The sequence below is a fragment of the Microcoleus sp. PH2017_05_CCC_O_A genome (genome assembly GCF_020738785.1).
Classification (GTDB): domain Bacteria; phylum Cyanobacteriota; class Cyanobacteriia; order Cyanobacteriales; family Microcoleaceae; genus Microcoleus.
This window is the reverse complement of sequence record NZ_JAEQCB010000117.1, coordinates 1-21,126: the sequence shown is the minus strand read 5'-3', so window position 1 is coordinate 21,126 and position 21,126 is coordinate 1. Positions and strand designations below refer to the sequence as shown.

18 protein-coding genes and 1 tRNA gene are annotated in these 21,126 nt (G+C 42.1%); 10 read left to right on the top strand and 9 right to left on the bottom strand.

Going from position 1 to position 21,126, the window contains the following annotated elements:
- Positions 1 to 242 precede the first annotated feature (242 nt).
- Positions 243 to 2,018 carry an ATP-binding protein gene (locus JGK20_RS23990; protein WP_293186518.1) on the top strand — a complete coding sequence of 592 codons (1,776 nt, stop codon included), beginning with the start codon at positions 243 to 245 and terminating at the stop codon, positions 2,016 to 2,018.
- A gap of 407 nt (positions 2,019 to 2,425) precedes the next feature.
- On the opposite strand, the gene JGK20_RS23985 is transcribed toward JGK20_RS23990, so the two are convergent.
- Positions 2,426 to 2,510, bottom strand: a tRNA-Leu gene (locus JGK20_RS23985).
- 199 nt (positions 2,511 to 2,709) lie between these two features.
- Between JGK20_RS23985 and ndhL the strand changes: the two genes are divergently transcribed.
- The 4 genes from ndhL to JGK20_RS23965 all read left to right on the top strand — a co-directional run bounded on the left by ndhL (position 2,710) and on the right by JGK20_RS23965 (position 5,646).
- Complete coding sequence (ndhL, locus tag JGK20_RS23980) at positions 2,710 to 2,925, top strand: NAD(P)H-quinone oxidoreductase subunit L (protein ID WP_293153127.1); 216 nt, start codon at positions 2,710 to 2,712, stop codon at positions 2,923 to 2,925.
- Positions 2,926 to 3,231: a DUF3007 family protein gene (locus JGK20_RS23975; RefSeq protein WP_293186520.1), complete on the top strand. Its 306-nt coding sequence runs from the start codon at positions 2,926 to 2,928 to the stop codon at positions 3,229 to 3,231.
- 328 nt (positions 3,232 to 3,559) lie between these two features.
- On the top strand, positions 3,560 to 4,357 hold the full coding sequence (trpA, locus tag JGK20_RS23970) for a tryptophan synthase subunit alpha (RefSeq protein ID WP_293153118.1): 798 nt from the start codon (positions 3,560 to 3,562) through the stop codon (positions 4,355 to 4,357).
- A 584-nt stretch (positions 4,358 to 4,941) separates the two neighbouring features.
- Complete coding sequence (locus JGK20_RS23965) at positions 4,942 to 5,646, top strand: DUF6658 family protein (RefSeq protein WP_293186522.1); 705 nt, start codon at positions 4,942 to 4,944, stop codon at positions 5,644 to 5,646.
- A 661-nt stretch (positions 5,647 to 6,307) separates the two neighbouring features.
- Here the strand turns inward: JGK20_RS23965 and JGK20_RS23960 are convergent.
- Complete coding sequence (locus JGK20_RS23960; RefSeq protein ID WP_293204925.1) at positions 6,308 to 7,939, bottom strand: GTP-binding protein; 1,632 nt, start codon at positions 7,937 to 7,939, stop codon at positions 6,308 to 6,310.
- A 29-nt stretch (positions 7,940 to 7,968) separates the two neighbouring features.
- On the opposite strand from JGK20_RS23960, the gene JGK20_RS23955 reads away from it, so the two are divergent.
- Complete coding sequence (locus tag JGK20_RS23955) at positions 7,969 to 8,193, top strand: hypothetical protein (protein WP_293204928.1); 225 nt, start codon at positions 7,969 to 7,971, stop codon at positions 8,191 to 8,193.
- Positions 8,194 to 8,581: 388 nt separating this feature from the next.
- Complete coding sequence (locus JGK20_RS23950) at positions 8,582 to 9,109, top strand: DUF937 domain-containing protein (protein ID WP_293186526.1); 528 nt, start codon at positions 8,582 to 8,584, stop codon at positions 9,107 to 9,109.
- 108 nt (positions 9,110 to 9,217) lie between these two features.
- On the opposite strand, the gene JGK20_RS23945 is transcribed toward JGK20_RS23950, so the two are convergent.
- From JGK20_RS23945 to JGK20_RS23920, 6 genes are all read right to left on the bottom strand, one after another.
- Positions 9,218 to 9,628 (bottom strand): Npun_F0494 family protein, encoded by a 411-nt coding sequence (locus JGK20_RS23945; protein ID WP_293204930.1) that lies wholly within the window; start codon positions 9,626 to 9,628, stop codon positions 9,218 to 9,220.
- 177 nt (positions 9,629 to 9,805) lie between these two features.
- On the bottom strand, positions 9,806 to 10,384 hold the full coding sequence (locus tag JGK20_RS23940; protein WP_293193488.1) for a hypothetical protein: 579 nt from the start codon (positions 10,382 to 10,384) through the stop codon (positions 9,806 to 9,808).
- A 12-nt stretch (positions 10,385 to 10,396) separates the two neighbouring features.
- Positions 10,397 to 11,398: a protein kinase gene (locus tag JGK20_RS23935; protein ID WP_293193487.1), complete on the bottom strand. Its 1,002-nt coding sequence runs from the start codon at positions 11,396 to 11,398 to the stop codon at positions 10,397 to 10,399.
- A gap of 3 nt (positions 11,399 to 11,401) precedes the next feature.
- Entirely contained in the window at positions 11,402 to 13,186 is a 1,785-nt protein-coding gene (locus JGK20_RS23930; RefSeq protein WP_293193486.1) for a protein phosphatase 2C domain-containing protein, read from the bottom strand.
- 156 nt (positions 13,187 to 13,342) lie between these two features.
- Positions 13,343 to 14,014: a VWA domain-containing protein gene (locus tag JGK20_RS23925; RefSeq protein WP_293193485.1), complete on the bottom strand. Its 672-nt coding sequence runs from the start codon at positions 14,012 to 14,014 to the stop codon at positions 13,343 to 13,345.
- A gap of 79 nt (positions 14,015 to 14,093) precedes the next feature.
- Positions 14,094 to 14,432, bottom strand: a complete 339-nt coding sequence (locus JGK20_RS23920) for a hypothetical protein (RefSeq protein WP_293193484.1) — start codon at positions 14,430 to 14,432, stop codon at positions 14,094 to 14,096.
- A gap of 203 nt (positions 14,433 to 14,635) precedes the next feature.
- On the opposite strand from JGK20_RS23920, the gene JGK20_RS23915 reads away from it, so the two are divergent.
- A complete protein-coding gene (locus JGK20_RS23915) occupies positions 14,636 to 16,003 on the top strand; it encodes an NB-ARC domain-containing protein (RefSeq protein WP_293193483.1) in 1,368 nt (455 codons plus the stop codon).
- 131 nt (positions 16,004 to 16,134) lie between these two features.
- Here JGK20_RS23915 and JGK20_RS23910 read toward each other — a convergent pair whose 3' ends face one another.
- Positions 16,135 to 16,401 (bottom strand): hypothetical protein, encoded by a 267-nt coding sequence (locus JGK20_RS23910; RefSeq protein ID WP_293193482.1) that lies wholly within the window; start codon positions 16,399 to 16,401, stop codon positions 16,135 to 16,137.
- A gap of 228 nt (positions 16,402 to 16,629) precedes the next feature.
- On the opposite strand from JGK20_RS23910, the gene JGK20_RS23905 reads away from it, so the two are divergent.
- Together JGK20_RS23905 and JGK20_RS23900 are read left to right on the top strand one after the other, a co-directional pair.
- The gene (locus JGK20_RS23905; protein ID WP_293157736.1) at positions 16,630 to 17,070 is read left to right on the top strand and encodes a peroxiredoxin; all 441 of its coding nucleotides are present in this window, start codon (positions 16,630 to 16,632) and stop codon (positions 17,068 to 17,070) included.
- Positions 17,071 to 17,952: 882 nt separating this feature from the next.
- The gene (locus JGK20_RS23900; RefSeq protein ID WP_293232399.1) at positions 17,953 to 20,607 is read left to right on the top strand and encodes a C39 family peptidase; all 2,655 of its coding nucleotides are present in this window, start codon (positions 17,953 to 17,955) and stop codon (positions 20,605 to 20,607) included.
- Positions 20,608 to 21,126 lie beyond the last annotated feature (519 nt).

The window sequence follows — 21,126 nt, the reverse complement described above, 5'->3', positions numbered from 1 at the left end:
ATAGAAAGATTAGTTTGACATTTTGTACTCAACCAACTGTCAGGCTAGAAAACGAAAAAGTTAAAAATCCGAAAAATTATTGTATCTCCCTATCGTTTTTTTAGGGAGTAGAATACGAAGTATTATAATTTTTCAACAAATCTACTGATTAACTGAGAAATACAGGTTTATGCTGTTTCTCGATATTGCAAAAAATTGTGCAGGATGTCAACTACTCCTGATTTGTTTGGGAGGAACTTTCGATGTTATTATTGACCGACACTCAGCCCCAAGATAGCAAAGTAGAGCCAGCAAACTCTGCTCAGAAAAAATTGTTACACCATAGATTTATTAATTTAAACTGGCTAAGGGAACGATTCAACCATTTGCGGATAGGCCAAAAAATCAGCTATGGCTATGCTTTAGCTATCGGCATAGCGATTTTGGGAACGGGTGCGGGCCTGAAAGTGGGAGACTACTTTCGCAAGCAAGCTTTAATTCAGGTAAATGTTGCTCAACAACAACAGCAACTGTTGCAAAATTTGCAAAATAGCATATTTGAAGCCCGATCGCACGCAGCGAGATTCCCGGCAGTTTTGGGAAACACGGTGTGGCTGCAATACGAACACGATCGGTTTGTCCAGCAAATCAATCAGGCGAAAATCCTGATTGCGGAAATACAATTTTTTGCGATCAAAAATCCCGACTGGCTAGCAAGACAAGAGAAAGATTTGCAGTCAATATTGCCAAGGTATGCGATGGTCATCGATTATTACGATCGGCTAACTAAACTGCAATTAAAAGAAGCCGAAGTGTGGCATTTGGAAGCTAACCGCATCGAGTCGGCACAGCTACAATTGTTGAGAAATCGCAGCGGCGAAGAGGCGATCGTACTAGATAAACTTTCCGATCATTTAACCCAATTAATTGCTACTGTAGACATTCAAAAAATGCAAGGGGTAGAAGCATTAGAAGAAGCTGAAAGTTTGCGAAACCGAATTATTCTCGGGAGTATGGTAATTTCAGGACTCCTCGCCGTGTTACTGGCGGACAAAACGAGCCGCGCCATTGCCCAACCCCTCGAAAGCGTGACAAACGTCGCCCAGCAAGTAGCCCGCGAATCTAATTTTAACCTGCAAGTACCAGTCACAACTGAAGACGAAATCGGAGTTTTAGCGGCTTCTTTCAATGAATTGATTCAGCGAGTTAGCGATTATACACAAGAACTAAAAGAAACTCAATCCCAATTAATTCAGACTGAAAAAATGTCGTCTCTCGGTCAAATGGTGGCAGGGATCGCCCACGAAATCAACAATCCGGTTAATTTCATCGGTGGTAACATTGACCATGCTAATAGATACATCCAAGATTTGGCAGACTTGGTAACTCTCTATCAAGCATACTATCCCAACCCACCGGATGAAATTAAAGACTGCATCGAAGACATTGAATTGGACTTTCTCAGCAAAGATTTGCCAAAAACGCTTGCTTCGATGAAAATGGGAGCCGATCGCATTCGCGAAATTGTCGTATCCATGCGGAACTTTTCCCGTTTAGACGACGGTTACATGAAACCTGCGGACATTCACGAAGGAATAGACAGCACCCTGATAATTCTCAATCACCGACTCAAACAAGGTATCGAAGTTATTAAAGAATACGCTAATTTGCCTCCGGTTGAGTGCTATGGAGCGCAACTGAATCAAGTATTTATGAACGTACTCGGCAATGCAATTGATGCGCTGGAGGAGGTAAAAAAGGCAGACAGAGCGTTTTCACCAACGATTTGGATCTGCACGGAAGTTACGGCAGATAATGCTATCACTGTCAAGATTCGGGATAATGGGCCGGGAATTACCGCAGCCACTGCCCAACAGATATTTGACCCGTTTTTTACTACAAAGTCGATCGGCAAAGGCACTGGATTAGGATTGGCTATTTCCTATCAAATCGTTGCCAAGCATCAAGGCAAAATTGAGATGAATTCTCAAATTGGACAGGGGACGGAATTTGCGATTACTTTGCCAATTGCTGAGTAATATAGCAGGCGATCCGGGACGGGCTAGAAGCCCATCCCACAAATCGGGGGGTGCATCTCAATGCAAGCGAATATATCCGTATGGGCTATAGCATGACCGCAGAAAATATGGGATTATAACTAATAACTTATATGCGGTCATGCTTCTTCAGGCTTCAAAAACCAGATCCACCCAAATCCGGGACGGGCTAGAAGCCCATCCCACAAATCTTGCAAGCATTACTATAAGCTAGCGCGCATCTAATTTGAAGAATTCTCTTTCTTACAACTCTTGTGGGGTGGGCTTCTAGCCCGCCCGAAAAGTTAAATCCGCCACATCTTAGGATTTAGAGAAAGATGAGCGGAAATTAGAACTCTTGGTGTTGAGGCCAATCTGAAACTATTAGCTCACAAACCATGAAAATTTAATGGGGGTGGAGGGACTTGAACCCACACGACCGTTTCGGGTCAACGGATTTTAAGTCCGTAGCGTCTACCATTCCGCCACACCCCCTTTCGTGAAGCTGCTGCTGTGGTTTTGACCCACTGACAACAACAGCCTTTTATTCTACACGCAAAACCCTAAATAGCGCAACCCCTAATTGAAAAATTCTCAAAAGTCGCGCTGTATCTCCCCAAGCGGTACAATAGTTAACCAGCTAGCTGAGCGTGTCAACCGACTGACCCTGTTATTATTCCCTTAAAGCAAATCTATGTATATTACCTTGCTGCTTTACGCCGTCTTGGGAGGAGCTTACCTCCTGGTAGTACCCGCGGGCACCTACGCTTACCTGAACAGTCGCTGGTACGTGGCCTCCTCTTTTGAGCGTGGCTTCATGTACTTCTTGATGTTCTTCTTTTTCCCTGGTATGTTTCTCCTCGCTCCTTTTTTGAATTTTCGCCCCAAACGGCGGCAGATAGAAGCCTAAATGCGACGTATTGACGTAATTGGAATCAGTCTAGGCTTTTTTGTAGCGGGTGGGTTGGCCTACTTGGTGCTACAATTCGCCGGACTCGACAGCATGAATGCTGGGATTTGGAGTCAGTTATTTTTGATAGCTGGCTTGATTGGCTGGCTGGTGACTTATTTGTTTCGAGCGCTTACTCAAAAGATGACTTACAGTCAGCAACTGAAAGAGTACAAAGATGCTGTCTTGCAGAAGCAGCTCGATGAACTCACTCCTGAAGAGTTAGCCAAACTTCAAGCCGAAATTGAGCAGGAAAAAGATAGTTAGTCAGTGGTTAGTTGTCAGTTGTCAGTTGTCAGTTGTTAGTGGTTAGTGGTTAGTTGTCAGTTGTTATATCATGTCCGGTCGATCGACCGCGATTTTTGTAGGGGCCCGTGAGCCAACAATACCTGCCAATAATTGATAATCTCAAAAACCCGCCCCGACCGGGATATTATGGTTAATCAATCGGACATGATATTAGTTGTTATTAGCTAATACCAACTGCCAACAACCAACTGCCAAGAATCAACTGCCAAGAATCAACTGCCAAGAGTCAACTGCCAAGAATCAACTGCCAAGAATCAACTGCCAACAACCAACTGCCAACTCCCTAATGACTATTTCTCATTGTTTTGAAACGTTGCGAAAAAGCAACCAGTGTGGATTAATTCCTTTTATTACTGCTGGCGATCCAGATTTGGAGACAACGGCTAAAGCGCTACAAGTTTTGGATGATAACGGTGCAGATGCGATCGAGCTTGGCGTACCTTATTCCGATCCCCTAGCTGACGGGCCGGTGATTCAAGCTGCTGCTACGAGGGCGCTACAGCGGGGAACGCGGTTAGATTCGGTACTGGAAATGGTAGCGAGAGTTAGTCCGAATTTGCGATCGCCCATCATTCTCTTCGCATACTACAACCCGATTTTGTACCGAGGTATCGAAACCTTCTTGCAGGAAATCAAAAGTGCTGGAGTTCAGGGATTGCTTGTACCAGACTTGCCCTTAGAAGAAGCTGACAGCCTCATCCAACCTGCCAACAAATTAGGGATTGAACTCACCTTATTAGTTGCTCCCACAAGTCCCAAAAGTCGCATAGAAGCGATCGCTCGCGCGTCTCAAGGATTTATTTACTTAGTCAGCGTGATGGGGGTGACAGGAGTGCGGGAAGGCTTAGATACGCGAGCAAAAGAGTTGCTGCAAGAAATCCGCAGCATCACCGACAAACCCATCGGCGTCGGCTTTGGTATCTCGAAACCCGAACACGCCCGTCAAGTCAAAGAATGGGGTGCAGATGCTGCGATTGTTGGTAGTGCTTTTGTCAAACGCTTGGCCCAAGGAACTCCAGAAGAGGGTTTAGAGGCGATCGGCGAATTCTGCAAGAGTCTAAAAACAGCTATTCAAAATGATTAGTAACTGTGCAGATACTTTCCGCCATTAGACAGATGTGGGCGATCGGCACGTGCGGCGACAATTGCCATTAAAGACCTTGTTGTACTTGAGATCGTACACCCATTTCCTTCTGGTTCCTGACCGGAAGGTTTTTTTACCTCCCAAAGCGCAAAACAGTTCAACTACAGTAGTCCTGTCCCGATCGCCGCTATATGTATACATTTCAACAGTTGACAGTTGACAGTTGACAGTTGACAGTTTGAGAGCGACCTCTACCCTTAAGTCCGAGGATTGGAGTAATGAATAGTCTGATTTTAATTTTCCCCTCAAAGGGAGAGGCTTTAAACTAATTATTTCTGGTAAAAAATGCTTTTTACTATCATTTAGCTCTCATTCCTGCTCTCGCGACTATAACTAAAGCTTTTGTTATTGCTTCTAGTATGACTTAAGGAATGTTACTTCAGATAGATGAAAAACTTCTGTTTGTCTTCGTATATTTAAAAAAGTGTTTGAGTGCTTAATGTTTGTAATGGTAGCCACCTACAGAACCACCAGGCATTTAAACATATTCCAAAAAATAAGTCACCATAGAAAGGAGCATTTTTATGAACAGACTAACTGCATTTCTGAAAAAAATTCGAGCTGTACAAATTTTAACAGTGTTTCTCGTCGGCATTTTAGTATTTGTGAGCACTGCCTGCAAGGGATCTGATGTCATAGCCGGAAAAACTGCCGACCAAATTAGAAAAGAAGTGCCTTCAGAGGCTGTAACTTCCGTATACAAAGGCGGCCAGAATCAATACAGCGATGACGATCCCAGAAACCCAATGGTTAAAGGAGTAGAAGCAAAAGCTAAGCTTCTTAAAGAGGAAGCCCAGCGCCGCATCGAAACCAAATCTAGTAGCAATGTGCGTGAAAATATCCGGCGGGTAGCAGATGACGCGCCGAACAAACTCGACCAAATTGGCGAGAAGATGAATGACAATGTTCGTACCGCTCAGCAGAAAGCTGATGAGTTTGGTGACAAAACAAAACAAGGCTTTGCTAATCTTAAGGAAAATACTCGCGAAGGCTTGAAGGGAGCAAAAGGGATTGTTAAAGAAGCCACCGAGGGAGCAAAAGAAAGAGCTGCTGAGGGTACTGAGTCGCTGAGATATAATGTCAGCGAAGGCAAAGAAAATGTCAAAGATGCAGCGCGAAATGTAAAATACAACGCTGAAGATGCCTCGGACAAGGTTCGCGCGAAAGTAAATCGAGATATTGACAGAACTCAACGAGCTGCTGAAAGAGCGGTAGACGCGATCGACTAATTTGAAATAAAGCTATTTCCCGATCTCAAAGCAGCAGTCAGACAGAGTTTTTAACCTACCTCTGTCTGACTGCATTTTATTATTCTAGTCTGTTTTAACCCAATACGGTTTACTTAAGATGGTCCGAAGAGAGGCACGTTAGCTTTCGCGATCCGAAGGAAAGCAATCTCCGTATCTATTGTTCATAGGGTTTTACCCCCAGGGTGTTCTTAAGTAAACGGTATTGATGTAACAGTATGTAAACAGGCTTAAGTCAGCCAGTAGAAAGCATTTGGACACTTTACAATCGTTTACATAGTTGTGTTTTAAAGCGCCGACTTACTTAGAGCCAAGTCGATCAAACCATATGAAAAATAGACACTCTTGTTTGCTTTCCTTCGGATCGCTGCGCTAACGTGCCTCTCTTCGGACAATCTTAACCTCAAGAAAGGCTGGTTTCAGCAGAATGAAACATGAAATAGCCCTGGAACTAATGACTGTTGACTAATAACTAATAACTAATATAGCCTTTCTCAAAAAGATGAGGTATGGCTGACAGCTTACATAACCGCTTAAATCAAGAGGGCTGAAGCCCAACAACGTACCTCGTCTTTGTGAGAACCGCTATAACAACTAACAACTGTCAACTGTCAACTGTCAACTGTCAACTGTCAACTGACAATTACCATTCATCGTTTCGCTTGTTGCTGTGGGTTTCCCAATCGTCGCCTGGGTGCTGATACAAGGGTTCGGGTTCCAATTCTGCTGACATTTCTAATTCTGGTTCCGATTCTTCTTGCTGGTAGATGTTTAGAGGTTCGACAACGCGGGCGATCGCATCTTTGACAAAAGCTTTGACAAATTCGTCTTTCCGATTTAACTGAAACTGCCTTTGCACGACTTCGGCGATGCCGCCGTCACCCCAATCTTGGTCGTGTCGGAAATATTCAATAAAACTTTTCCCGGCAATTCTGGTTAAATAAGCGGCGCTGACTGCTTGAATTGCTTTGCCAAGTACAAATCCGGCTACACTTAACTGCAACGCCCTTGAGACTACTTGAATTACGCCTTCAACTATTCCTAAGCTGGCTAGGGTTTTGGCGAGAGACAGGGCTAGTTCTTTGGCGCGATCGATATTTAATTCGCAGCCGTAAATCTTGGCAATTTCTACTACCATTTGAGCGTTAACTGCTGCTGTCGCTAACAAATCTACAACTGGCAAAGGCGTAACGGCAATTACTCCGGCTCCGATCCACTGAAAGCGCTCTACTACTTTATCAGCAGCGCGCCGTCTTTGAGCGTCAATTAATTTGCGTGCTTGGTCTCCCAAATGCTGAGATTGTAGCAAAATGTTGTCCGCAATTAAGTCTTCGCCTTCGGCTCGCAAAATTGCTGCGATTCGCCGAATTAATGGCATCATATCGGGGTCTGGCTGAAATATTGTCCCGCTTTCTAGTACAACTTTTTGCGGGTTGGCGCTAATTGCAACTACATCCATTGCTGATATTAAACCTTTAACTCGCTGTCGCAGTTGATCGAGAATTTCGTCTCTGTCGTTGTCGGGATAAAGGTCTACTTTATTAAAAACCACGATCGACCTTTTGCCAATTTGGGCCAAAGTCCGCAGCGGTTCATACTCAGATTTGCGTAAATCGCCGTCCAACACAAATAAGATCAAATCAGCCCGGGCCGCCAACTGCCGCGCCAATTCCTCTCTGTAAGTCCCCGCTACTCCCGCTTCCAAGATGCCTGGGGTATCAGTAATTGCTAATTCTCGATCGACTCCTTTCAATTTCAGAGTGTAAGTTTCTCCAACTTCGGTAGTTCCCATTGGCGCCCCCACCTGTCCGGCCATCCGCCCCACCAGCGCATTTACAGCCGAAGTTTTGCCCGCAGAACCGGTACCGAAAACAACGATCCGAACATTGCCGCGGGCCATGCTAGCTTCTATTTCGCGGGCTCTCAACAGCAAAGCTTGCCGTGCTACTTCATCTTGAATGCGATCGACTTGCTGCCTGATTGCTTTGAGATTTTCCGAAGCAGCTTCGCTTTTGACAACAGGAATCTTCGGATCTATCGCCCGTTTTCCCTTAACTTTTCCCGGACGTTGCAGCAGCCTAAAATAATAAAACAGCGCAAAAATTAGCGTTGCTAAAAGTACCACGATCAGGAAAATTAGCAAATTAGCCAGCAGCGGAGAAGCAGACCACGCAACTTGACTGTAAAGCCCCGTTAAGGAACTCACCAGCCCAATAATCAACCCCAGGGTGAGGCAGAAAGCGGCAATTAATGTTAGCAGGCGCGGCAAAGGCATGGGGCAGGGGCAAGTAAAAGGGTTATATTTTGATTTTTACATTTTCGCCAGAACTCGGAACTGTTGAAGCGCCCGATCGTAATGTCGCGCTCGTAAATCCCGATTCGCCTTGTCCTTCGGGTTCGATGCAGTGTGGGTTTGAGTGCCAGCGGATGCAACTAAAACATGGCGATCGCGCCCGAGGCTGCAATTGTAGCTTAGCAGACAATTTATTGTTCCACTCACCCGCCCGAACGCCTTTGTCGGTTTACTGATACCTACCTACCTATTTATTCGATCGCGAGTTGAACTATATAGTTTTTTAAACAAATATATCTTAAGTACCTAGAAACACGGTTTATTAACGTCATACCAGTTGCCAAAAAGAATGCAACTGATTTTCCAGTTTTCCAAATCCTTACGGAATCAGTCATTCCCAATTTTTCAATCTAACATCTAAAATCGTAATCGTATAAGTGCATCCTAAAATATCCGATAACGGAAACGATAAACCAAGTTGCTAGTGCAGGATAAGAACGAGCGTCCTAATAAAAAAATAGTATGATGAGTGAAAATACCCAATTCAAAACTATTTTCGGTAATCTTAAAAAACAGGCTTTGCTATAATTCACAGTTGAGCAACCACTGTACGGAGCGAAAATTATGGGACTCTTTGACCAAATTTTGAGTGCGATCGACAATCCCAACCAACAAGCAAGTCCCAATCAGTTGGGCAACATTCTGGGTGCGGTAGAGCAGTTGAGCGGCAACCACGGCGTCGATGCGGGTACGACTCAGCTAGCGATGTCGGTTTTGGGTGGATACGTGCGATCGGCATTGCAAGACGTGCGATCGCAATCTGGAGACGCACAAGCTCAAGAAGTTGTCAACCAATTTAGCGGCACAAATCCCAATGCACAAGCGGTACAGAGTTTGTTCGGAGGTGGCCAACTGACGCAAATAGTGACCGATATCGCCCAAAGAACCGGCTTGAATAACGAAACAGTGCAAGGGATGATCCCTGTTTTACTGCCCTTGGTACTCAATTTGCTGCAAAGCGGCGGCAACGCCCAAAATCCAGCCCAGGGCGCAAATCCCGTTTTGAATGCGTTTTTAGATGGAGATGGAGACGGCGACGTAGATATTACTGACGCCATGTCGATGGCTAGCCGCTTTTTGAATCAGGGCTAATTACCTGAAAATTCGGGGAGAGAAATTGACGTTTGTAGTGAGGACTTCAGTCCTCATTAAAATCTAATTATGCAGGTGCGCGGCGCGCACCTTACCGCCTTAACGCTCTTATGAAAATAGTCCGAACCCTCGGCTAACTGTATTTCCCAGGCGATCGCACAATGAAGCAGTTGGCAAACTATTTCCTTGCTGTTCCCATTTTTCCACGAGTTGGCGGCCCAGGGGCGTGAGGCGAAAACTATCGGTAATCCCTTGTCCATCTACTTCGCGCCGCAACACGCCGACTTGAATCAGCCACAGCAGCGAGTTTTCGGCTGCGAGTTCGGATACGGGCGATCGGGTGTAGCCACTTTCGACACCTGCATTTGAGGCGATCGCGCTTAGGAAAACACTGTTATCGCGGATGGTCTGGAAGAAGTGTAATTGAAAAGGAGCACACCGGATCGCGCGATCGGCTCTTTTGACAGTGCGGCTGGGATAACTAATAGATTTAAACGCTTCGGATGGGATAAAAGTCATTGATTTGGCTCAGCATAGGTAGTATATTTTTATGATTACCTATTTAGAGTCAGCAAAGTAGAGTTCTGAAAAATCTACCCACAACTGAGCGGTTGAAGTTACGGGTGTTGGGGATGGGCGATCGCCCATCCCCAACACTCCCAAATCCCAAAAAGCAATTCCTAGGTCTTCTAACTATTAGCTGTTGATTAATTCTTCTATGGTCTGTTCAAATTTATCACATTCTTCTACTAACTTAGTGACTACCCTGGCAAAATAAGTGACATCTATTAAACTCATCTCCGCGTTATGAATGATTGAAAAAGTTTGTTTGCCACCGATAGTTTCTATCCCCCAAAATCCCAGTTTATAAGTAGCATTTTGCGTGAGGAGTAACGTAGATAAACGATGGGGTATATCATCTTCATCGTCGAATTTTAAACCACTCGGGCAAGAAAACTCCAAGGTCGAATCGTACTTGACAATGAATAAAGTTTGCGTGCTGCCAGAGTCCATATTAAACTTAATTGTCGCTATTCTATTGTCAATACTAGAAATATTCCAGCCAATATCTCGGCAATACCCCTCGATTGTAGATCGAAATTTAAACGAAGAAAATATATCTTTGTCAATAGCCATAGTTTCATCTCCTGAATTAATCGGTTTACTCGTAGCTAATACCGTCCATTCTCGTCCTGTACAAACCTCGCACTCAGAAGGCTTCATCAGTGAAACAACTTGATGCCCACAACTTTTACAACGGTAGGTTTTTTTCATGGTTCAAAAAATTTATAATTTAGATTTCATATTGATACTTAGCTTATTTTTCCCATCCTTCGGTGGAACACCATTATTATAAAGCTTTTTGATCTGTTGATGGACTTGATTGATATCAGGTCTTTCTTTAGAGCTTAAACCTAACATCTCTTTTATTAGTTTACCTACTTCTGCATCGAGGGGATTTTCCTTGTTAATCATAGTTCCGCGCAATTTGGTTTTAGTTGTAATAGACGGCAATTCAAGTTTTTTTCCATCCAAAACAGCTTCGTGAGCATAAGTATAGCTTCCTGATAAAATCGGACGACTACCTGTCCAGTATTGACAGAAAATCAAACCTAGAGAAAAAATATCAGATTTTTTAGTGGGTGCTGGCGTTTCTCCACCTGTGGCAATATGTTTAGCAAATTCAGGGGAATAATATACCGGATCGCCTACTAAAAATTCGGCCGCAATTGATTCTCCTTCAAGAATACTGCTATCAAAATCAATAATTTTGGCTACTTGTCTTCCTTCCCATTCTTTAATCAACACATTGTCTGGTTTCAAATCAAGATGGACAATACCATTTGAGTGCAAAATTTTCAGCGCCCCTGCTGCGGTTAACATCACAAATAAACGCTTTTTTGTCTCTAGTTTATGTATTTCATTTGATAAAGAGCTAGTATCGACTTTTTGACAGACTTTGAAGAAATGTTCGCCATAGTCATCGCCATATTTAAAAAAGTCCACCATGACTACGACTGAACCCCCCGCACCACAAGCCGATAGTGCATTTTGAATTGCTAGTTGTTTTATAGCAAATTTCTCACACTGATCGCGCCGTTTTTGTTTCCCTTTTTCGCTCCCAGGTGCATTTTCGCCTGGATAAACTGGACTGAGGAATTTTTTGACAAAGTATTCGTTTCCATCGCACACCGCAAAACCCCATTGACATTGACCACCGTTGGCGCTATCAAATTCACGGGTTACTAGATATTTTCCAGCAATAACATCACCTTTTTTATAAGACATAGGTTATAAAGATCTCCTGTCATAGTATCTATTCTGAATATCTTTATATTTTTTTCGCGCTCTTGGTTCGCTTTTACACCTAACTCCAGAAGAGTATGACGTATCATAGATATCGATTGCTTTTTGAATACTATTCCATGCTGCGCTTAATTGTCCTGTAATTTCTTGTAAAACCGCCATAAAATAATAAGGATAAGCTTTTTTGTGGGAGGGTAAATTGCTGGCTAGATGCTGACAAAACTGAATTGCTAAATTAGCTGCCTCGTCTTTATTAACTATTGACCTTAGAGATGTAACGAACATTTCTAAGTGTTCTTCCCAATCGTCAATTTTTTCCGCACCCACACATCTAAAAGATTCTTGATAAGAGTCAACTGCATTATCCCATTGATATAAATTATAGTAGATACGCCCTAGAGATTGTAAAGATTCTATGATTTTTTCTCCTCGGCTTTTTCTAACTTCTTTAAAAAAGAATATTGATTTGTTAAAGTACACCAATTTTTGAGAATTATTTGTTTGAAAAAAAGCTAATTTAGTGTAAATCCACCCTAAAATGTATTGACATTCACTGTGATGATCGTCAATCTTTAAAATCTGATTGCATAACTCTTCAGCTTCTTTTAACTGATTATTTTCATCACAAAAACAAGATTTAGCCCGATCCAACAAACTTTGAATTTCTTCAGCCTTAGCTGCTGCTCTCTGTCTAGATGACTCAGTAATTTCTTGGAATGGGTCAGTTGTACTCAAATTTGAGGTTGTTGAAATGGCTACGGAGGATTTATCTTCTGAAAATGACGGTTTCAAATTAGCTGATGGCTCAATATATTGAATAAATTGGAAATAATATTCATAATCAATTCGATATTTTTCCCACAAGCTTTGTAATTCATCATAGCGAGTATTAGCAGTAGGAGTAAAAAAAACTTTTTGAAAATATTCCCAACGTTGTTTATAAGCATTCCTCAAAGACTTGACAGTATGAAAACCAACTGGATATAAAATTAAAGAAACATCATCTTGCTTGATCTCTGTGTATCTCTGATAGATTAATTCTTGCCAATTATTTGTATCCTTTGTATCCCCTTTTGACTGATCGCAAGTGTCGAGTAACAATCTTTCAAATTCCCAAGGGGCAGAAAAATACTGGAAACAGCCGTCAGTACAAGCTAAAAAACAGCCACTTTCTTCGATTCTATAATGCTGAAAATGAATTTGCCATCTCGGATTTATATCAGCGGTTAAATATTGAGACATGGGTGGATCTTGTCTCAGCATTTCTAACGCATCTTTGGGAGTGACTAGATCATCTTTCGTTAATTGTTGTAAACCTTTAGTTGGGCTAAGAAAATAAATTCGCGAATCTCCCATCCAAGCTAAGTCAGCTTCAAAAATTTTTTCTTGTCCCTGTTGCTTGAGAATGCTAGCCAGGGCGATCGTCGTACATAGTTTATGTTCCACTAAAGAACCTTTTAGCCGAGATGAAGTTCTCGGCATATGAATATCGGCTTTACTTTTTAATGATTGGCAAATTTGCTGTTGCAGTTGAAGGGTATGTTCAGGGGTTATTTTACCATGCCACTGTTTGAAGAATGTTTGGCTAATTTGAGATGCTATTTCTGAAGCAATGCGCCCCCCTGTTTTACCATCGTAACCAGCAGATCGACCTCCTAAACCGTCAAACACGCCCATCAAAAAAGTTTCTAAAAAATCTTCGGCTAAGTTAGCATCTTCGCCTTTGGCTTCGGCAACTTCTAGATTTACTACTAAATTCAATTTAGTCATAGCCATAACTTAAGTCCTTATTTGATATTCTAGGTTAGTCTAAAAATTCAAGTCAAACATTTAGTTTTAGGTGTAGGGTGCGTCAGAAAGTCAAGCTATTGGTTTAACCATTAACTTAAAAATCTGACGCACACTACGTCTAATTAACAAACCTGCTTATACGCTATTGGCGATCGCATCTAAAATTTGATCCATGTCTACTTCTTCTAATCCCTTACCAGATTCCGAAACATAATGAATCGTATTTTCCCAGCTACTCATAATTGTCCAAGGCTCAGCATCAGGTGCAAAAAGTAATAAACGCTTGGCTGATTTTGGTATTTCGTGCCAGTAATCGGTCAAGTCATCAAATGTTTTTGGTATATTATTTGGATAATGGCTAGGTTTTGAAGTTTTGTCTAAACTATGAGCGCTAGCATCGGTGTAAACAATTACCACATATCGTTGCCTGCTAAAGTCTCCTTTTTCCCACTTGGAATTAAGTGCTAACCCAACAGCTTCTAAACCATTTTCTGGTTCATCCCCGCCACCATAAGCTTCTATTGGTGAGACAAAATTAGCAAAATCTGAGGACTGCGTTCTCAAGTCAAAAAACTCGGAACATTGCATTACCTTATCGGCTGGGTCTGCCCAATAATCGCGAAAAACAATTACCCTAGCTCTCAGTTGATCTATTTTTTTACTCTTTTCTTTCATCTTAGCTTCTAGCTGCTCGTAAAACTTCAGAGCGGCGGACTTCACTTCTTCAATCAAATGACCCATTGAACCTGTGCCGTCAATACACATCACCAAGTCCACTGCATACTTAACACCTTGACCATCAACCATAAACTTTTACCTCTGGTTTTACTTACTTATTTTGAACTTTGTCTGAGCGAAATAAATTATTTTAAAAAATATAATTCACTCACTCTATTCCTAAATCTTCAATTTTGAAATTTCGTTGAACGTTACCCGCTGGTAGGATCTTGGTAATTTCTGATTTTTCCATCCTTTTTACTTCTTCATAATCTTCCATAGCTTCATAAGAAAAGAAAAACTCGTCTTCGTGGGAAGATATCACCGTTCCAATGCGCTGCCTATCTGTGCCATTAAAATGTTTTTGCAGTCTTGTCTTAATACAACTTCCTCGTGTTCCTTTGGCTCTTCCTACATAAGCAGTATCAATTTGTCCATCAAAATCATGGTATATTGCATAGATGCCACATAGACCAGATGAAATCGAGCGAAGATTAGCTTCAGTCATTTTTTGGGGCATTGACATATTGAAGTGCCTTGTTTAAAACAAAATCATAGAATTCACTATACATAGTTTGACAAGCGAACACAAGCTTAGAATGTCTTATTTTATCTTGTGTTTTTTCTAAAAATCAAACCAAAATTAACAAAAATTAATAGAATGTCTTAAAATATACTATAATTGCTAAAAATTTACTGTGGGTACATTTTATGAATGTTACAGAAGTTTTACAATGTGCAGATCAGTTGGTATTCACTAAGACGGGAAAATATTTAGATGATGTTCAAAAGGCTGTAATTACAGGGGTTTACCAGGGAAAGACCTATGATGAAATTGCTGATGATTGTAAGCGTAGTGAAAGTCGTGTTAGAAATGTTGGGCGTCAGCTATGGCAAATTTTATCTAAACAGTTAGGGGAAGATGTTAATAAGCATAATTTTCGCTCTACCTTCCAAAGATTACATATCCAATCATCTCAAAATCAAAAGATTTGTCATGTAAATGGTAGTAATCACAACTTTAATTTTAATCCACAAATTTTATATAATACAAACAAAGACAATCAAGAGAATATAACTAAGAATCAATCTAAATCTCTGTATCACGATTTAACCCTAGCCCCTAAAATCACCAGCTTTTACGATCGCACAACCGAACTTCAAACCCTATCCCATTGGCTAACTCATCAAAATACTCGTCTAATCTCAGTTTTAGGCTTAAGCGGAATCGGTAAAACTACCCTAGTTAAACAGTTTGTCGATCTCAATTTACAACAATTTGATGTAGTTGTCTGGAAAAACCTCAAACTATCTCAATCTTTAGATGGCATTATTACTGAAATTTTAACAGGTGTTAATCATGATTCTGTTCAACCTGACAATAAGTTAACTCAACTTTTTAATGTTTTACGTCAGAAAAAATGTTTAATTATTCTTGATGATATCCAAGAATTATTTATAAAGGGAGACTGGGCAGGACAATTCAAAACGGAATATAAAAATTACCAAAACTTGTTTACAATGATGACAGAGATTGAACATCAAAGCAGTTTGATCTTAATTAGTCAGGAACAATGTCAAGAAATGATTTGCTTGGATGAGGAGTTATATCCTATTAAGTGCTTAGAGTTAGAAGGAGTAGAGAGTAGGTCAATCATGAAAAACTGGGGATTAAAGGATGATGAAACTTGGGCGCAACTTATAAAGTTATATGAAGGTAATCCCGTTTATTTAAAAGATATTGTCAGCTTAATTAAAAATATTTTTGGGGGCAAAGTCGCTGATTTCTTAAACGAAGATAGTTTAATTGTCACTAAAGACATGAAATCTCGGTTGACTAAATTATTCAAGCGACTATCACCCAGAGAACAAGAGATTGTTTTACAATTAAGTAAATTTGAGCAACCTGTGTCAAGAGAAGATTTAAGACAAAGTTTATCTCTCTCATCAATGGACTTAATGAATGGGTTAGAATCATTGCGTCAACGTTATTTAGTCAAAAGAATAGAAGGAGAGCAAGTATTGTTTGATTTATCTCTTGTTGTTCGAGAATATGTTAGAACTTGTTGCCAAAATTAATTAAGTCAGGACTTACCCACTTCTACCAAAGAAACCGGGTTTTTTACCAAATCTGCGGGTTGTAACTCAGTATTTTCGTCAAAAAACCCGGTTTCTGGGCCCCCTGCGTAAGTCCTGTAAGTCTAATTATTTTAGGCATAAACTTTTCTTAGTTCATAAGTATCTGAAGCTTCCGCATATTCTAAAGTAAGAAACTCGTGCAATTCATTAATAGCAAGAGTATTGAAATAAATATTTGATTCAGCTTCATAAACTTCTGAAAATGACTCGATCGCCTGTTTGAGTTTGTCGATAGACTGTTCGGGAGTATTTCCTTGTCCAACCAATCCATTCTCCAAACACAATGCCACCCAATACTTGGCACTCTTTCGGATAATAACAGTGTAAAAATCTATCATATTTTACTTACTTCATCAAGTTTGATAGCGTCAGTATATTCGGAGTCCACGCCCACAATCTAACACAATATCGCCCGTCAGTCAAGGCACAAAATTACCCATCAAAACTATTCCGAAAGGTAGATTTTACATTTTGGTCACTCAATTCCGAATCTAAATTTAAGAGATTGACAACAACAGCCCACAATCAACTAAAATATCTTTATCAATCGCAAGGTCAACAAAACTATGACATTACCAGTTGGGTGCGCGGCTCCTCAATTCACCGCCAAAGACACAAACGGCAAAACCGTCTCCCTCTCCGACTTTACGGGTAAAACCGTAATCTTGTATTTCTACCCCAAAGATGACACCCCCGGTTGCACCAGACAAGCTCAAAGCTTCAAAGCAGCCCATGAAGAATACAAGGGCAAAGACATTGTAGTTCTCGGTGTCAGCCGCGACAACGAAGAATCGCACCAAAAGTTCACGGAGAAGTACGGTTTGCCTTTCCAGCTATTAGCAGATGTTGATGGTGCTATTACCAAAGCTTACGATGTTGAGAAAGGTGATTATGCCAAGCGCGTTACTTTTGTTATCGACGGTACTGGCAAAATTATTCAGGTTTATGAAGGGGAAACGATGAAAGTTGACTCTCACGCTCAAGATATTCTGGTCACCATAGTTTAGCCGCCGTTAGTCTAACATTCCTGAACGCACTAAAGGGCTAAAAATCCGGTTTCTTCCGAGATATCTCGTTGCTACACGCAATTTTCTCGTAGAAACCGGATTTTTTTGTAATACCATTTCCACCAAAAATTGCTACAGAATAAATTTTGTGTTTGTTTATCAAACTATTGCGGATATGTGAAATACGCACTCCGACAAAGAAACCGGGTTTTTTCCCAAATTTGCGAATCACAGCAAAGTATTATCGCAAAAACCCGGTTTCTGGCAACCCGTGCGTAAGTCTAAAGAAACCGGGTTTTTTCCCAAATTTGCGAATCACAGCAAAGTATTATCGCAAAAACCCGGTTTCTGGCAACCCGTGCGTAAGTCTTAGGATCGCAAATTAAATAATTTACACTCTTGAAAGTGGGATGGGCGTCCCGCCCGTCCCGGAAGGACGGGCGGGACGCCCATTCCACAAGAACAATAAAGATTGTAAGTTATTTAATTCTCATTCCTTATAAAAATTTTTCGTCGCGACACACCCTACGACTAAAATTCCTCAATCTAAAATCCCTCAATCTAAAATCTCAAATGAGCTAAGTGAGGGGTCAAAGGTATAGGGGGTAATAACCTACTTCCATTAAATTTTTTCTCGCAAAAATTGCGCCACAAATTCTCTCAACCAGCGGTATATTCGCGTCAGGTGCGCGATCGCTAGCTGGACTGTTAGATTTCTGGTAAAAATCTCGCCAACAATAAAAAATTCATGCTTTAAAACGCATTAACTGCCCCTAGATTCAGTCCAGGAGCGATTTTGTCCGGGATCGGATCGTTGTGTTTGATAAAATGAGAAGTTATCCTTGCTGTAGCTGAATAATTAAGTAGGTAGGCGGATACATAATGACAAGCACCAAGACTATTTTGAGTTATTTAGGCCCACAAGAAGTTGAGGCTAATCGAGCCTCTGTCTTAGTTGGCAGTTTTGATAAAAATCAAGTGGCGGCAATCTCAGCAGCAGAAGGCTCAAATTCCCTGAAGGCCGGGATAAATTTATCGACAGGCATTTGGAACATTAGTTTAGAGAAAGGATTCGATAGCGCCGGTACTCGCACGGTGCAGGTGAAGGCAACTGATAAAACAGGCAAAGTTATCGGCGAACAAACAATTAACATCAAAGTTAATCCTGCTTCTAACACACCCGATCGCTCTTTCACGTTAATTACGCTCCAAGACACCCAATTAAAAGCCGGAACAGTGCCTTCTGGCAGTCTTAACTCCCAGCAAAAAGCGGAAATACCCGCAGGTAAAAGTTATCAAATTAGCAGCTACGAGTTAGAAGACGAACACCTGAATGTTGAACTCAATAATCCAATTTCTCCGGTAGGAAAATCCGGCTTTTTTTACGAAAAGCACGCAGTCATCACTAAAGGCTCAAAAATCCTGATCTTCGATCGCGCCGATCTACCTACCCCGCCCCCTGGAATGCAGTTGCTGTGGGTGAACAAAAAAACCTGGTTAAAGCGCAACCCCGCAGATTCGACTATTTTAAGCCCGACTCAGAAAGTGCGATTTGACCAGGGGGAAACTTTCAATATCTTCGGCTACGCTTGCGTGGAAAGTCATTTTCGAGTCACTCTCGATCGCCCAATTCCCAACTTCGGCAATTCGGGATTTATGTACTCGCAACACGTCCAGATTTTGCAAGACGGCAAGGGGATTGCCTGTGACAGAAATGCAGTTACCATGACTGTTGTCAAAACTACTGTGTTGAAAAAACGGCCGGTGGATGCTGTCAAGCTGCAACTGCCAGAAAAAATTACTTTGCCGGCGGGAATGATTTACGGAATTTCCGGATTCTCGATCGAACAAGGTCATATTAAAGTCTCGCTGACTGAAAATTTGCCGCCCTTTGGCAATACGGGTTTTGTTTATCCAGATTTCGTGCAATTTGCCAAAGGTGGCAAATCTTTCAATCCGGCGCCGAATTTAACTTATCAAGGCCCGACGGAGGTTTTGGTCAATCAGTCGATCGCACTTTCAGGCACTTTTGACAAACAAGAAGCAGCAAAAGTTGAGGTAATAGCCGAGGATAAATATCCGCTAACCGTCACACTCAACCAACAAGCAAGCACTTGGCAAGTGAATTTGCCCAAAGGATTTAGCGTGCCCGGAGCTCGCTGGCTGAGATTGCGTGCAACTGACAGCAAAGGTAACATTACCGCCAGCCAAATAATTTATATTACCGTAAGTTCAGATCCGCTGACCGTCGGAAAAGATTTGAGCTTAAAGATAGTTTCCGACACTTGGTTTAAGGTAGCCCCGGTTGATGGTTCCCGCCTCAACAACCAGCAAAAAGTTCTTGTCAAAGCAGGTCAGACTTTGGCACTTAGCAAGTACGGATTTATTGACGGACATCTCAAGGTGGTTCTGGATTCGACAATTTCGCCGATCGGCACTTTTGGCTATTTTTACGAACCAGACGTTCAGCTTGCCAAAGGTACAAAAGTCCTGAAATTCGACCTAGCAGACGTACCCAATAGCAACGGGAATGCTCAACTGTTGGTAACTCAAACAACTCTGATTAAAGGTCAACCAAAAGAATCATCGAAACTCCCTGCAAACCAAATTGCTGAACTAACTTTAGGCAGCACCTACGCCATCACTGGTTATGCCTGCATTTTGGGGCATTTCCGAGTAACTTTCGCCGAAGCTATTCCCGGTTTTGGCAATGTGGGATTTATCTATTGGCAATCTGTTCAAATCAAGAAAAATGGCAAAGAAGTTCCCTTTGACCCGGATGCTTTGACAATGACAATGCTGCAACCAACTGTGTTTAAAAAACGCCCTGTAGATGCTGCCAAGCTGACGGCTACCGAGAGAACTACACTGCCTTTAGGTCGAGTTTACGGTGTGGAAAGCTACGGTTTGGAAACCGATCACCTGAAAGTTTCTCTGACTGAAGAGCTGCAAAATTTCGGCAATACAGGTTATGTTTTTCCAAGTTTTGTTCAGTTCAAGCGGGGAGATAAAATTTTCGATCCGGTTCCGAACAATGTGGAATTGAACGTGCCGTATTTTTCACAGCGGGACAATCCGCGTTTTGACTGGTCTACTTGCAACGTAACTGCGATCGCGATGGTGCTGTATTATTACGGCGTTCGTTCTAAGTATGGGGGACAGTTGGAGGATGAGTTGTTGCAGTGGTGTTTCGACTATGCCGGCCAGGGTTCTCAAACCGATCACAACGTGCTTTCGGCGCTGATTAAGGCTTACGGGTTTAAGACGAGTTTTAGTGCGACTCGGAAATGGGCTGACGTGCGATCGGAATTGCTGAATCGGCGGCCGATAGTTTTAGCGGGAGATTTTACGGGGGCGGGTCACATTATCACTTTAATTGGCTACAATTCTGAGGGTTATATCGTGCAAGATCCGTGGGGAGATGCACTCACGGGTTACAGAGATACTGAGGGAAGAAAGTTGATGTATCCGTATGGCTATATCAATCAAGTAGCCGGGCCTGATGGGAATGTTTGGGCGCATTTTATCTCGCGCTAAGCTTTTTAGGAACGGGCCGGAGAGCCCGTTCAATAGGTATGTAGTTGCGCTTGGGCGCTCTTAGCATTTAGGTATGTAGTTGCGCTTGGGCGCTCTTGGCATTGAGGTATGTAGTTGCGCTTCAGCGCTCTTGGCATTGAGGTACGTAGTTGCGCTTCAGCGCTCTTGGCATTGAGGTACGTAGTTGCGCTTCAGCGCTCTTGGCATTGAGGTATGTAGTTGCGCTTCAGCGCTCTTGGCATTGAGGTACGTAGTTGCGCTTCAGCGCTCTTGGCATTGAGGTATGTAGTTGCGCTTCAGCGCTCTTGGCGTTGCTGAACTTGAGTATGAATTTACTTTTTTTACGATCGATAAAAACACAATAGGTATGTAGTTGAGCTTTTGGGTAGAACTTAATTCATACCGTCAATCAGCCACGCCGCGCTCTTTCATATACCAAGCCAAAGAGCGCTGAAGCGCAACTACATACCTTACTCGTTGCGCTTTTGGGTAGAACTTAATTCATACCGTCAATCAGCC

Bases quoted from the DNA above. Each gene is read 5' to 3' on its own strand.
- JGK20_RS23990 (WP_293186518.1), top strand. From the start codon at position 243: ATGTTATTATTGACCGACACTCAGCCCCAAGATAGCAAAGTAGAGCCA.
- ndhL (WP_293153127.1), top strand. From the start codon at position 2,710: ATGTATATTACCTTGCTGCTTTACGCCGTCTTGGGAGGAGCTTACCTC.
- JGK20_RS23975 (WP_293186520.1), top strand. From the start codon at position 2,926: ATGCGACGTATTGACGTAATTGGAATCAGTCTAGGCTTTTTTGTAGCG.
- trpA (WP_293153118.1), top strand. From the start codon at position 3,560: ATGACTATTTCTCATTGTTTTGAAACGTTGCGAAAAAGCAACCAGTGT.
- JGK20_RS23965 (WP_293186522.1), top strand. From the start codon at position 4,942: ATGAACAGACTAACTGCATTTCTGAAAAAAATTCGAGCTGTACAAATT.
- JGK20_RS23960 (WP_293204925.1), bottom strand. From the start codon at position 7,939: ATGCCTTTGCCGCGCCTGCTAACATTAATTGCCGCTTTCTGCCTCACC.
- JGK20_RS23950 (WP_293186526.1), top strand. From the start codon at position 8,582: ATGGGACTCTTTGACCAAATTTTGAGTGCGATCGACAATCCCAACCAA.
- JGK20_RS23945 (WP_293204930.1), bottom strand. From the start codon at position 9,628: ATGACTTTTATCCCATCCGAAGCGTTTAAATCTATTAGTTATCCCAGC.
- JGK20_RS23940 (WP_293193488.1), bottom strand. From the start codon at position 10,384: ATGAAAAAAACCTACCGTTGTAAAAGTTGTGGGCATCAAGTTGTTTCA.
- JGK20_RS23935 (WP_293193487.1), bottom strand. From the start codon at position 11,398: ATGTCTTATAAAAAAGGTGATGTTATTGCTGGAAAATATCTAGTAACC.
- JGK20_RS23930 (WP_293193486.1), bottom strand. From the start codon at position 13,186: ATGACTAAATTGAATTTAGTAGTAAATCTAGAAGTTGCCGAAGCCAAA.
- JGK20_RS23925 (WP_293193485.1), bottom strand. From the start codon at position 14,014: ATGGTTGATGGTCAAGGTGTTAAGTATGCAGTGGACTTGGTGATGTGT.
- JGK20_RS23920 (WP_293193484.1), bottom strand. From the start codon at position 14,432: ATGACTGAAGCTAATCTTCGCTCGATTTCATCTGGTCTATGTGGCATC.
- JGK20_RS23915 (WP_293193483.1), top strand. From the start codon at position 14,636: ATGAATGTTACAGAAGTTTTACAATGTGCAGATCAGTTGGTATTCACT.
- JGK20_RS23910 (WP_293193482.1), bottom strand. From the start codon at position 16,401: ATGATAGATTTTTACACTGTTATTATCCGAAAGAGTGCCAAGTATTGG.
- JGK20_RS23905 (WP_293157736.1), top strand. From the start codon at position 16,630: ATGACATTACCAGTTGGGTGCGCGGCTCCTCAATTCACCGCCAAAGAC.
- JGK20_RS23900 (WP_293232399.1), top strand. From the start codon at position 17,953: ATGACAAGCACCAAGACTATTTTGAGTTATTTAGGCCCACAAGAAGTT.